The sequence below is a fragment of the Streptomyces sp. NPDC026092 genome (assembly GCF_040638605.1).
Taxonomy (GTDB): Bacteria; Actinomycetota; Actinomycetes; order Streptomycetales; family Streptomycetaceae; genus Streptomyces.
Map to the genome: position 1 here is coordinate 376,706 of NZ_JBEZYN010000006.1, position 11,724 is coordinate 388,429.

11 protein-coding genes are annotated in these 11,724 nt (G+C 71.5%); 9 read left to right on the forward strand and 2 right to left on the reverse strand.

All coding sequences use genetic code 11. From position 1 onward, the window contains the following. The first annotated feature begins 183 nt into the window (after positions 1-183). The 5 genes from AB0F56_RS13125 to AB0F56_RS13145 all read left to right on the forward strand — a co-directional run bounded on the left by AB0F56_RS13125 (position 184) and on the right by AB0F56_RS13145 (position 5,439). Positions 184-981: a response regulator transcription factor gene (locus AB0F56_RS13125; RefSeq protein WP_362007756.1), complete on the forward strand. Its 798-nt coding sequence runs from the start codon at positions 184-186 to the stop codon at positions 979-981. Between the two features lie 24 nt (positions 982-1,005). Further along, positions 1,006-2,034 (forward strand): LacI family DNA-binding transcriptional regulator, encoded by a 1,029-nt coding sequence (locus AB0F56_RS13130; protein ID WP_362007758.1) that lies wholly within the window; start codon positions 1,006-1,008, stop codon positions 2,032-2,034. Positions 2,035-2,180: 146 nt separating this feature from the next. Then, positions 2,181-3,236, forward strand: a complete 1,056-nt coding sequence (locus tag AB0F56_RS13135) for a trypsin-like peptidase domain-containing protein (protein ID WP_362007761.1) — start codon at positions 2,181-2,183, stop codon at positions 3,234-3,236. 20 nt (positions 3,237-3,256) lie between these two features. Continuing rightward, positions 3,257-4,012 (forward strand): response regulator transcription factor, encoded by a 756-nt coding sequence (locus tag AB0F56_RS13140; RefSeq protein ID WP_362007763.1) that lies wholly within the window; start codon positions 3,257-3,259, stop codon positions 4,010-4,012. Continuing rightward, entirely contained in the window at positions 4,009-5,439 is a 1,431-nt protein-coding gene (locus tag AB0F56_RS13145; protein ID WP_362007765.1) for a HAMP domain-containing sensor histidine kinase, read from the forward strand. The genes AB0F56_RS13140 and AB0F56_RS13145 overlap by 4 nt, the downstream gene beginning before the upstream one ends. On the opposite strand, the gene AB0F56_RS13150 is transcribed toward AB0F56_RS13145, so the two are convergent. Both AB0F56_RS13150 and AB0F56_RS13155 read right to left on the reverse strand, forming a co-directional pair. Then, positions 5,404-6,255 (reverse strand): phosphatidylinositol-specific phospholipase C, encoded by an 852-nt coding sequence (locus tag AB0F56_RS13150; RefSeq protein ID WP_362007768.1) that lies wholly within the window; start codon positions 6,253-6,255, stop codon positions 5,404-5,406. The genes AB0F56_RS13145 and AB0F56_RS13150 overlap by 36 nt on opposite strands. A 118-nt stretch (positions 6,256-6,373) precedes the next feature. Further along, positions 6,374-8,197: a bifunctional metallophosphatase/5'-nucleotidase gene (locus AB0F56_RS13155; protein ID WP_362007771.1), complete on the reverse strand. Its 1,824-nt coding sequence runs from the start codon at positions 8,195-8,197 to the stop codon at positions 6,374-6,376. Positions 8,198-8,342: 145 nt separating this feature from the next. Here AB0F56_RS13155 and mshD point away from each other — a divergent pair, with 145 nt between their 5' ends. The 4 genes from mshD to AB0F56_RS13175 all read left to right on the forward strand — a co-directional run bounded on the left by mshD (position 8,343) and on the right by AB0F56_RS13175 (position 11,576). After that, entirely contained in the window at positions 8,343-9,269 is a 927-nt protein-coding gene (gene mshD / locus AB0F56_RS13160; protein ID WP_362007774.1) for a mycothiol synthase, read from the forward strand. A gap of 95 nt (positions 9,270-9,364) precedes the next feature. Beyond that, positions 9,365-9,748, forward strand: coding sequence for a GntR family transcriptional regulator (locus AB0F56_RS13165; RefSeq protein WP_362007777.1), 384 nt, complete (start codon positions 9,365-9,367; stop codon positions 9,746-9,748). A gap of 11 nt (positions 9,749-9,759) precedes the next feature. Next, positions 9,760-10,656, forward strand: a complete 897-nt coding sequence (locus tag AB0F56_RS13170; protein WP_362007780.1) for an ABC transporter ATP-binding protein — start codon at positions 9,760-9,762, stop codon at positions 10,654-10,656. Continuing rightward, positions 10,653-11,576 carry an ABC transporter permease subunit gene (locus tag AB0F56_RS13175; protein ID WP_362007783.1) on the forward strand — a complete coding sequence of 308 codons (924 nt, stop codon included), beginning with the start codon at positions 10,653-10,655 and terminating at the stop codon, positions 11,574-11,576. The genes AB0F56_RS13170 and AB0F56_RS13175 overlap by 4 nt, the downstream gene beginning before the upstream one ends. Positions 11,577-11,724 lie beyond the last annotated feature (148 nt).

Below are 11,724 nucleotides of genomic sequence, written 5' to 3' on the forward strand. Positions count from 1 at the left end.
CCGTCCGTTGTTACGGGTGGGTGAACAAAAGCTCTCAGGGCGCGAGAGCCAGCAGTGTTGCAAGTGCCGCAGTAGTCCTCGCAGGGACCGAGGAGGAACCGACGTCATGGACGAGCGAACCGAGCACGACCGACCGACAGCCCAGCCGACCGCACAGGCACAGGCACGGGTAGGTGGGATGCGATGAGTTCTCTGCTGCTCCTCACCAACGCCCTCCAGCCGTCGACCGAGGTGCTTCCCGCCCTCGGCCTGCTGCTGCACAACGTGCGGGTGGCCCCCGCCGAGGGCCCCGCCCTGGTGGACACCCCCGGAGCGGACGTCATCCTGGTCGACGGCCGGCGCGACCTCCCGCAGGTCCGCAGCCTCTGTCAGCTGCTCCGCTCCACCGGGCCCGGCTGCCCGCTGATCCTCGTCGTCACGGAGGGCGGCCTCGCGGCCGTCACCGCCGACTGGGGCATCGACGACGTGCTGCTCGACACCGCGGGCCCGGCCGAGGTCGAGGCGCGGCTGCGGCTTGCGATGGGGCGGCAGCAGATCGTCTCCGACGACTCCCCTATGGAGATCCGCAACGGCGATCTCTCGGTGGACGAGGCGACGTACAGCGCGAAGCTCAAGGGCCGGGTCCTGGACCTGACCTTCAAGGAGTTCGAGCTGCTCAAGTACCTCGCGCAGCACCCGGGCCGGGTCTTCACCCGCGCCCAGCTCCTCCAGGAGGTCTGGGGGTACGACTACTTCGGCGGCACCCGTACGGTCGACGTCCACGTGCGGCGACTTCGCGCCAAGCTCGGACCGGAGCACGAGTCGCTGATCGGCACCGTCCGTAACGTCGGCTACCGCTTCGTGACGCCGGAGAAGGTGGAGCGGGCGGCCGAGGAGGCGCGGGCGAAGGAAGAGGCCCGGGTCAAGGCCACCGCGCGGGATGTCACCCCCTCGGGGGACAGGAACGTGGCAGAGGCCACAGCGCGACCTGCCGGTAGGTAGGTCACCCCGCGTAGACTGCCGCGCGTGGCCAAGGTGACGCGGGATGACGTAGCGCGACTGGCGGGTACTTCGACCGCGGTCGTGAGTTACGTCATCAACAACGGACCAAGGCCGGTCGCCCCGGCCACGCGCGAGCGTGTACTCGCCGCCATCAAGGAGCTGGGCTACCGCCCGGACCGGGTGGCGCAGGCCATGGCGTCCCGGCGCACGGACCTCATAGGCATGATCGTCCCGGACGCGCGCCAGCCGTTCTTCGGCGAGATGGCGCACGCGGTCGAACAGGCGGCCGCCGAGCGCGGCAAGATGGTCCTCGTCGGCAATTCGGACTACCGCGACGAGCGCGAGGTCCACTACCTCCGCGCCTTCCTCGGGATGCGGGTCTCCGGTCTGATCCTGGTCAGCCAGGGCATGAGCGAGCGGGCCGCGAGCGAGATCGAGGCCTGGGACGCGCGCGTGGTGCTGCTGCACGAGCGGCCCGAGGCGCTTGACGACGTCGCCGTCGTCACGGACGACATCGGCGGCGCGCAGCTCGCCACCCGGCACCTCCTTGAGCACGGGCACGAGTACGTGGCGTGTCTGGGCGGCGTGCCGAACACCCCGGCGGTCGGCGACCCGGTCGCGGACCACGAGGAGGGCTGGCGGCGCGCGATGCTGGAGTCCGGCCGGTCGATCGAGGGCCGGCTCTTCCAGGCTCCGTACAACCGCTACGACGCGTACCAGGTGGCACTGAAGCTGCTCTCGGGCCCGGACCGGCCGCCGGCGATCTTCTGCTCCACCGACGACCAGGCCTTCGGTGTGCTGCGGGCGGCGCGGGAGCTGCGGATCGACGTGCCGACGGAGCTGGCGGTGGCGGGCTTCGACGACGTGAAGGAGGCGGCGCTGACGGATCCGCCGCTGACGACGATCTCCTCGGACCGCCCGGCGATGGCCCGGGCCGCGGTCGACCTCGTCCTCGACGACGGGCTGCGGGTCGCGGGGTCGAAGCGCGAGCGGGTGAAGCTGTTCCCGTCGGCGCTGGTGGTCCGCCGCTCCTGCGGCTGCGACGGCGGCTGACCGCTGCCTGAAGGCCCCCGGGGCCTCCTGCCCGGGGTCTTTGGACCCGGTGGACCCCGGGACTTTATATAGGGCATACAGGGTTCTGTCGGGCTTCTCAGGTCGTCCTCAGAGTGCTCTCATGTACGGCTCCGAGAGTCATTGCCATGACGGACTTCCAGCAGCCGCAGCAGCAGCCGTACTACCCGCCGCAGCCCCCGAGGCCTCCGTACGACCCCACGCAGCCGGTCACGACCGAGCCGGGTACGACGATCTGGCCGTCCGGCGGCCACACGCCCCCGGCGGCTCCTCCGTCGCACGCCGCGCCGCCGCCGGCCCCGCGCCGGCGGGCCAAGCGGGGTGTGGGTCTCCTCGCCGCCGTCGCGATCGCCGCGGCGGCGGTCGGCGGCGGCACGGCCACCCTCGTGCAGCAGCTGACCGCGGACGGCACCCCCACCGCGAGCGGCGTCAACGGCACGACCGTCTCCGCGAGCAGCAAGGGCACGGTCGCCGGGGTCGCCGAGGCGGTCTCCCCGTCGATCGTGGAGATCTCCGCGAGCTCGACCGGCGGCAAGTCCACCGGCTCCGGCGTGATCATCACCGGCGACGGCGAGATCGTCACCAACAACCACGTGATCTCCGGCGCCTCCGAGATCAGCGTGCGGCTTTCGAACGGCAAGACGTACACCGCGAAGGTCGTCGGCACGGATCCCGACAAGGACCTCGCGCTGATCAAGCTGGAGGGCGCGTCCGGGCTCACGGCGGCCACGCTCGGGAACTCCGACAACGTGAAGGTCGGCGACGAGGTCGTCGCGATCGGCTCTCCCGAGGGCCTGACCGGCACGGTCACCAGCGGCATCGTCTCCGCGCTCGACCGCGACGTGACCGTCGCCAAGGACGAGGGCCAGGACCAGCAGCAGCGCCAGCAGTACGACCCGCGCCAGGGCTGGCCCTTCGAGTTCGGCGGCAAGGAGTTCAACGGCGACACGGGTACGTCGAAGACGACGTACAAGGCGATCCAGACGGACGCCTCGCTCAACCCGGGGAATTCCGGCGGCGCGCTGATCAATATGAACGGCGAGATCATCGGGATCAATTCGGCCATGTATGCGCCGAGTTCTTCGAACGGCTCTTCGGCCGGCAGCGTCGGCCTCGGATTCGCGATCCCCGTGAACACCCTCAAGGCCGACCTCGACAGCCTCCGCGACGGCGGTTCGAACTGAACGCGTGCGACGCTGACACCATGACTGGCGTGACAGGCGTGAACGGCGTGACCGGCCCGGAGAACGCGGGCGACCGCATCCTCATCGTCGACGACGAGCCCGCCGTACGGGAGGCGCTGCGCCGCAGCCTCGCGTTCGAGGGGTACGGGACGCAGGAGGCCGTCGACGGGGTCGACGCGCTCGCCCGCATGGAGTCGTACGCCCCCGATCTCGTCGTGCTCGACGTGCAGATGCCCCGGATGGACGGGCTGACGGCGGCGCGGCGGATCCGGGCGTCCGGCTCGACCGTGCCGATCCTGATGCTGACCGCGCGGGACACCGTCGGCGACCGGGTGACAGGGCTCGACGCGGGCGCCGACGACTACCTGGTGAAGCCCTTCGAGCTGGACGAGCTGTTCGCCCGCATCCGGGCGCTGCTGCGGCGCAGCTCGTACGCGAGCGCCGCCGAGGCCCCGGCCGACGGCGGCGACGTGCTGAGTTTCGGGGACCTGCGGATGGACCTGGCGACCCGCGAGGTGACGCGGGCCGGGCGCCCGGTGGAGCTGACGCGGACGGAGTTCACGCTCCTGGAGATGTTCCTGGCGCATCCGCGTCAGGTGCTGACCCGCGAGCAGATCCTGAAGGCGGTCTGGGGCTTCGACTTCGAGCCGTCCTCGAACTCCCTCGACGTGTACGTGATGTACCTGCGCCGGAAGACGGAGGCGGGCGGCGAGCCGCGCCTCGTGCACACGGTGCGCGGTGTCGGCTATGTGCTGCGCGGCGGAGGCCCGGAGTGAGCGGTCCCGTGTCGTGGTTCCGGTCGCGCCCGCTGCGGTCGCGGCTCGCGCTCCTGACGGCGACGGCGGTCGCCGTGGCCGTGGCCGCCGTCTCGCTGGCCTGCTGGTTCGTGACGCGGGCGCAGCTGGAGGCGGAGCTGGACTCCTCGCTGCGCAGCCTCAAGCTGGAGGGGCGTACGGTGACCACCCTGGCCCTCGCCTGCGCGCGCGGCGAGGAGTCGTCCGCGGAGCTCACCGGTCCCTACACCGCCACGGTCCAGATCGTGCTGAGCAGCGGCAAGGCCTGTACGTACGGCCCCTCGCCGATCCCCGTCGAGGCGGGTGACCTGGCGGTGGCGCGCGGGCAGTTGCCGGACGCGCTGCACACGACGACCGACGAAGACGGCACCGACATGCGCGTCTACACGTACGGGCAGCCCGCCTTCCAGGACGTGGTCGGCGTCTCCGTCGCCCGGCCGCTGTCCGAGATCGACAACTCGATGGCCACGCTGCGCTGGGTGCTGCTCCTGGTCTCCGGGATCGGCGTCGTCGGCGCCGGGGCGGCCGGGCTGTGGGTGGCCAGGACCGGGCTCGAACCGGTGAACCGGCTGACGGGCGCGGTCGAGCACGTCGCCGCGACGGAGGACCTGACGGTCCGCATCCCGGCCGAGGGCGAGGACGAGATCGCCCGGCTCTCGCGCTCCTTCAACGCGATGACGGCCGCGCTCGCGGTCTCCCGCGACCGGCAGGCCCAGCTGATCGCGGACGCGGGCCACGAACTGCGGACGCCGCTGACCTCGCTCCGTACCAACATCGAGCTGCTCGCCCGCAGCGACGAGACCGGCCGCGCCCTGCCGCCGGAGGACCGGCGGGCGCTGATGGCGTCGGTGAAGGCGCAGATGACGGAGCTGGCGGCGCTCATCGGCGACCTCCAGGAGCTGGCCCGCCCGGACGCGGCGCAGCCGGGACCGCTGGAGGTCGTACCGCTGCACACGATCCTGCGCTCGGCCCTGGACCGGGCGCGGCTGCGCGGCCCCGAGCTGACCTTCGTCACGGACCTGGCGCCCTGGTACGTGCGGGCGGAGCCGGCGACTCTGGAGCGGGCGCTGGTGAACGTCCTGGACAACGCGGTGAAGTTCTCGCCGGCCCGGGGGACGGTCGAGGTGCGGCTGATGCGCGGGGAGCTGACGGTCCGCGACCACGGCCCGGGCATCGAGCCCGACGAACTCCCGCACGTCTTCGACCGCTTCTGGCGCTCCCCGTCGGCGCGCAGCCTGCCCGGCTCGGGGCTCGGCCTGTCGATCGTGGCCCGTACGGTCCAGCAGACGGGCGGCACGGTGGAGCTGACGGCGGCCGAGGGCGGCGGCACGACGGCGGTCCTGCGACTGCCGGGCGCGCCGACGCCCCCGCCGTCAGTTGTGGCGGATGAGGGACTCGACCAGGCCTGAGCGGGTGTTCGGGTAGTCCATGACGACGATGCCGAGGCCCTTCCAGCTGTTCGCCGTACCGTCGAGGAAGCCGTGGACGCGCGGGTTGAGGTTGTCGGAGTTCCAGCGCGGCGGCAGCGAGGCGGACGTGGACACGAAGTTGATGTACAGCTTGCCGGGCTGGGCGACGGCGCTGCGGAAGTGGGCCTCGATCTTCGGGTACTTGGCGTTCGGCAGGGCGTTCCAGTCGTCCTGGATCGCGATCGCGCCGCCGTCCCACCACTTGAGGCCGGGCAGTCCGCCGTTGTCCGCGATGAGGACGACCTTGCCGCGGGCCTCGCCGAGGGTGGGGACGGTGTTGCCGATACGGAAGAGGGAGCGCCAGCCCCGGTTGTCGAGGTAGTCGGTGAAGACCGCGCCGAAGGTGGCGTCGGAGTCCGAGGAGTACTCCTGCTTGACCCGCATGAGGACGGTCTCGGAGGGGTGGGCGGCGAGGAAGTCGCGGCAGGCGATGAGGACGTCGCCGAACATCATGTTCTGGTACGAGGCGCCGTGGTGGATGGCGAAGGAGCCGCCGGTGACCCGGCAGCGTACGTCCAGGAAGCGGATGCCGGCGGCGAGCTGCTGCGCGATCGTCGTGTTCTGGCACTCGGACCAGGGGCCGCCGAAGCGGGCGCCGGAGTCGTGGGTGCCGGGAAGAGTGAGCTTCTGGAGCGGGGTGGGGTCGCCGTGGCCGGCCATCCAGTCCTGGGTGGTGAGCGCCCGCGCGGGCGGGGCTCCCACCAGGAGGACGGCACCGGCTGCTGCGGCTCCCGCGAGAAAGCGTCGTCGGTCCATGCGCGGAGTATGACGCGTACGCGTCAACGAGCGCCAGGGTGTGGCGTACGCGAAAGGGGCGGCGGACCGAAGAATCGATCCACCGCCCCTGAGGCGTCGCGGAGTTACTTGACGACGGTTACTTGACGACCGTGATCCGGCCCGTGGCCGGCGGGGCCAGCGGGGCGCTCGCCGAGGAGTGGGCGCCGAGGTAGGCGGTGAACAGGTCCAGGTCGGAGGCGCCGACCAGCTTGTTCTTGTGCTCCTTCAGGACGGCGAAGCCGTCACCGCCACCGGCCAGGAACTCGTTCATCGCGACCCGGTAGGTCTTCGACGGGTCGATCGCCTCGCCGTTCAGCTTCACCGAGGAGACCACGATCCGGTCGGCGCCGGTCTTCGTCAGGTCCAGGGTGTACGTGAAGCCCTTCGACACCTGGAGGATCTTCGGGGCCGCCTGGTTCGGGCCGCTGACCTGCTGCTGGAGCGCGGTGATGAGCTGGGCGCCGGTCAGGTCGACCGCGGTCATCATGTTGGTGAACGGCTGGACGGTGTACGCCTCGCCGTAGGTCACCACACCGTCGCCCTCACCGGCCGACGCCTTGTGCACCAGCGGCGCGCGCACGCCGCCCGGGTTCATCAGCGCCAGCTGGGCACCGCCCTTGTCGGCCGGGGCCATGCCCTCGAGCTGCGCGTCGGCGATCAGGTTGCCCAGCGACTTCTCGGGCGCGTCGAAGGGGTTGTCGACGTCACCGGAGATGTAGCCGACGGGACGGCTCGCGATCGGCGCGGCCAGCGTCTTCCAGCGGTCGATCAGCCGGGTCATGTCCTCGGCCTTGGCCACGTCACGGGTGACGACGTGGTTCGCGGAGGAGACGGCGGTGCGGACGATGTCCTTCGTACGACGGTCGTAGGTGAGCGTCGTGTCCGTGTACAGCTTGCCGAAGGAGGCCGCCGAGGTGACCGTGCGCGGCTTGCCCGACGGGTCCGGGACGGTGCATGCGTACGCCTGGTGCGTGTGGCCGGTCACCAGCGCGTCGACCTGCGGGCTGACCTTCTTCGCGATGTCCACGATCGGGCCCGAGATGCCGTCACCGGGGCCGGGGCTGTCGCAGTTGTAGTTGTACGAGCCCGAGGCCGGCGCGCCGCCCTCGTGCAGCAGCGCGACGATGGACTTGACGCCCTTGCGCTCCAGGATCTTCGTGTACTTGTTGATCGTCTCGATCTCGTCGCCGAACTTCAGGCCCTTGATGCCCTCGGCGGAGACGATGTCGGCGGTGCCCTCCAGGGTCACGCCGATGAAGCCGACCTTGACCCCGTTGCGCTCCCAGACGAAGTACGGGTCGAGGACCGGGCGACCGGTCTTCTCGTTGGTCACGTTGGCCGCGAGGTACGGGAACTTCGCGCCCTTGAACCGCTTGCCCTCCTCGAAACAGCCTTCGGTCGGGTGGCACCCGCCGTTCTGCATCCGGGCCAGCTCGCGCGCGCCCTCGTCGAACTCGTGGTTGCCGACCGAGCTGACGTCGAGCTTCAGGCGGTTCAGCGCCTCGATGGTCGGCTCGTCGTGGAAGAGCCCGGAGACCAGCGGAGAGGCGCCGATCATGTCGCCGGCGGCGGCGGTGACGGAGTACGGGTTGCCCTTGCGGGCCTCACGCAGGTGCGTGGCCAGGTACTCGACGCCACCGACACCGTCGATGGTCTTCGTCGTCCCGTCGGGCTGGATCTGGGTGACCCGGCCGGCCGAGCCCGTCGGCGGCTCCAGGTTCCCGTGCAGGTCGTTGAAGGAGAGCAGCTGGACGTCGACGTAGCGCCCGTAGCCGTAGCCCTGGCCCTTGCCACCCCGGTCGTCCTTCGTCCCCGAGGCGCCCGCGGGCAGCGCGGCCACAAGCGCGCCGACGGTCGCGAGCCCCGCGCCGACGGCGAGTATCCGCCCCGCTGTCCTCTTCTTCTTCGGTGTCGCTGCCATCGCTCCCCTTGTCCCCGCGCCCCGATGTGCGGCGCCACTCGACTGCTCATTCGACTGCTGACGTGCCAGCGCAGCCTAGAGTCAACGCGCGTAGCGCAACAGGGGGTACCGGGTTACAACTAGGTTGATTCCGTAGGCTCAAGGCATGACTCCTGACGCGGCACCGGCCCTCGAACCCGGCCGGCAGATCCACACTCTCGACGAGCTCTCGCCCGAGCAGGTGAGCGACGTCCTCGACCTGCTGGAGGCGGCCGACCGCGCGGACGGCGTCCATGCCGTGTCCGAGCAGGGGCGGCTCTATCTGCGGCACGGCCGGCGCGAGGGCGTGCGGCACTTCCTGCTCACGGTCGGCTCGAACCTCTACGGCTACGCGCAGCTGGAGGACACCGACCCCGTGGAGGCCCCGGCCGCCGAGCTCGTCGTCCACCCGACGCACCGGGGCCGGGGGCACGGGCGGGCGCTCGGGACCGCGCTGCTCGCGGCCTCGGGCAAGCGGCTGCGGGTGTGGGCGCACGGCGGGAAGTCGGCGGCCCGGCACCTCGCACAGGTCCTCGGCCTGACCCTGTTCCGCGAACTGCGCCAGCTGCGCCGTGCCTTGGTCCCGCTCGACATCCCCGAACCGGTGCTGCCCGAGGGCGTCACGATCCGCACCTTCGTGCCGGGCCAGGACGACGCGGCCTGGCTGGCCGTCAACGCGGCGGCCTTCGCCCACCACCCGGAGCAGGGCTCGCTCACCCAGCGGGACCTCGACGACCGGACGGCCGAGCCGTGGTTCGACCCGAAGGGCTTCTTCCTCGCGGAGAAGGACGGCCGGCTGATCGGCTTCCACTGGACGAAGACCCACGCGGAGGACCAGCTCGGCGAGGTGTACGTGGTCGGCATCCTGCCCGACGCCCAGGGCGGCGGCCTCGGCAAGGCGCTGACGGCGATCGGCCTGCGGCACCTGGCGGCACAGGGGCTGCCGACGGCGATGCTGTACGTGGACGCGGACAACACGGCGGCCGTGACGGTGTACGAGCGGCTCGGGTTCGTGACGCACGAGGTGGACCTGATGTACCGCACGGAGTCGTGAACCGGTAACCGGGTTTGAGCAGGGGGCGGTTGACACCGCCCCCTCCTTTCCACCACCCTTTCACTACTTGATTAGTGAAAGGGTGGTGGAAGGACATGCTCGAGTACCGGATCGACCGACGCAGCGGGGTCGCCACCTACCTCCAGATCGTCCAGCAGACCGAACAGGCCCTCCGGATGGGCCTCTTGGAGCCGGGCGACCAGCTGCCCACCGCGCGCGAGGTCGTCGAGGCGACGGCCATCAATCCGAACACGGTCCTCAAGGCCTACCGCGAGCTGGAGCGCGCCGGCCTCGTCGAGGCCCGCCGGGGCCTGGGCACCTTCGTCCGGGCGACGCTCGGAGCCGCCCCCGCCGGGTCGCCGCTGCGCGGCGAACTCGCCGACTGGGCGCGCCGGGCCCGCGCGGAGGGCCTGGAGCGTGAGGACGTGGCCGCGCTCTTCACTTCCGTACTGAAGGAATTCTTCGAGGGGAACGCATGACAGGGGGACGCATGACCAGTGGTACGGCCCTGAGCACCGAGGGCCTCGGCAAGCGGTACGGAGGACGGGGCGGGGGCGGAGGCGGCCGCTGGGCCCTGAAGGACTGCTCCTTCGCCCTGCCCACCGGCCGGGTGTGCGCGCTCGTCGGGCCGAACGGCGCGGGCAAGTCCACGCTCCTGGCCCTCGCGGCGGGCCTGCTCCGCCCCACCGAGGGCACGCTCCGGGCCCCCGCCCGCGAGCAGCTCGCGTACGTCGCCCAGGACAAGCCGCTCTACCCGCAGCTCACGGTCGCCGAGACGCTCAGGATGGGCCGCGAGCTGAACCCGGACCGCTGGGACGGGGCGATCGCGGACCGCGTCGTCGCCGCGGGCCCCCTGGACCCCGGGGCCCGGATCCGTACCCTCTCGGGCGGCCAGCGCACCCGCGTGGCCCTCGCCCTGGCCCTCGGCAAGCGCCCCGAACTCCTGCTCCTGGACGAGCCGATGGCCGACCTCGACCCGCTGGCCCGCCACGAGCTGATGGGCGTCCTGATGGCCGACGCGGCCGAGCGCGGCACGACCGTCGTCATGTCCTCGCACATCCTCACCGAGCTGGAGGGCGCCTGCGACCACCTGCTCCTCGTGGACGACGGCCGCGTCCGCCTGGACGGCGCGATCGACGACCTCCTCGCCGCGCACGTGCTCCTGCGCGGCCCGGTCGCCGACCTGGCCCCGCACACGGTCGTCGACTCCCGCACGACGGGCCGTCAACTCACGGCCCTGGTCCGCCGCGAGGGCCGCGTGGAGGGCCCCTGGGAGACCACGCAACCCACCCTGGAGGACCTCCTCCTCGCTCACCTCCGCGCCTCGAAGACCCCCGAGACGACCCCGACGACCCCCGCGACGACCCCCGAAGGAGCCTCCGCATGAGCAGCCTGACGCTGAAGGGCCCGTACTGGGTGACGGCCCGCCAGCACCGGAGAGCCCTTGTCCTCGCGGGCGCCGCCGTGGCGCTGAGCCTCGTGACCATGGCCTGGCTTCGCTACTGGGACTCCCGTACCGTCGGCTTCGACGAGGACCACGGCCGCTGGCTGATGCGCGGCGCCATGGACCTGGCCGCCACCGGATTCCCCTTCGTCCCCCTGCTCGTCGCCGCGTTCGTCGCGGGCCCGCTGCTCGCCCGCGAGCTGGAATCGGGGACGTACAAGCTGGCCCTGACCCAGTCCGTGACGCCATCCCGCTGGCTGGCGTCGAAGCTGCTGATCGCGGGCGCGGTGACGCTCGCCGGCACGCTCCTGCTGGTCGGCACGTTCCGGATCGGCTGGGGCAACGTCACCGGCACGTACCGGTTCCAGTGGTACGACCAGGGCGTCTTCGAGTCCTCGGGGCCCGTCCTCGTCGCGTACGGTCTGCTCGCCGTGGCCGTCGGCGCGGTGCTCGGCCAGCTGATCCGCCGTACCGTCGTCGCCATGGCCGCGGCCGGCTTCGTCACCGGTCTCGTGCTGCTCGCCCTGAACGGCCTCCGCTGGGAGTGGCTGCCCGCGCGCACCGCGACCGCGCCGTTCGCACCGGGCGGCCCGGTCGTGGCCCCCGTTCCGGAGGACGCGCGGCTCGCCGACTCCGGACTGCTCACCCCCACCGGCGAACGCCTGGACGGCTGGTACTGCGCCGAGCCCTTCGACCCCGCCGCCATGTGCCGGAACGACGTGCACGTGACCGCCCACTTCTCGGACTACTACCCGGCCTCGTACTACTGGCCCCTCCAGCTCATCGAGACCGGCCTCGTCCTGGTCCTCGCCGCCCTGGCGCTCTTCGCCGCCTTCCGCATCCTGCGCACCCGCCACGGCTAACCGCCCCACGGGCCATGTACGCCCGCGCCCCGACCCCGTACCGTACGAATCAGGCCATGGAAAATCGGCCGGTGGGGCCCTCCAGGGGCCCCACCCCCGATTCCCGTACGACATGTCCTCGTTACCAGCCATTCAGACGCGCTTGCGA

What these genes read in the sequence shown, in the direction of transcription:
- AB0F56_RS13125 (WP_362007756.1), top strand. Translation starts at nt 184, where the DNA reads ATGAGTTCTCTGCTGCTCCTCACCAACGCCCTCCAGCCGTCGACCGAG.
- AB0F56_RS13135 (WP_362007761.1), top strand. Translation starts at nt 2,181, where the DNA reads ATGACGGACTTCCAGCAGCCGCAGCAGCAGCCGTACTACCCGCCGCAG.
- AB0F56_RS13140 (WP_362007763.1), top strand. Translation starts at nt 3,257, where the DNA reads ATGACTGGCGTGACAGGCGTGAACGGCGTGACCGGCCCGGAGAACGCG.
- AB0F56_RS13150 (WP_362007768.1), bottom strand. Translation starts at nt 6,255, where the DNA reads ATGGACCGACGACGCTTTCTCGCGGGAGCCGCAGCAGCCGGTGCCGTC.
- AB0F56_RS13155 (WP_362007771.1), bottom strand. Translation starts at nt 8,197, where the DNA reads ATGGCAGCGACACCGAAGAAGAAGAGGACAGCGGGGCGGATACTCGCC.
- mshD (WP_362007774.1), top strand. Translation starts at nt 8,343, where the DNA reads ATGACTCCTGACGCGGCACCGGCCCTCGAACCCGGCCGGCAGATCCAC.
- AB0F56_RS13165 (WP_362007777.1), top strand. Translation starts at nt 9,365, where the DNA reads ATGCTCGAGTACCGGATCGACCGACGCAGCGGGGTCGCCACCTACCTC.
- AB0F56_RS13170 (WP_362007780.1), top strand. Translation starts at nt 9,760, where the DNA reads ATGACCAGTGGTACGGCCCTGAGCACCGAGGGCCTCGGCAAGCGGTAC.
- AB0F56_RS13175 (WP_362007783.1), top strand. Translation starts at nt 10,653, where the DNA reads ATGAGCAGCCTGACGCTGAAGGGCCCGTACTGGGTGACGGCCCGCCAG.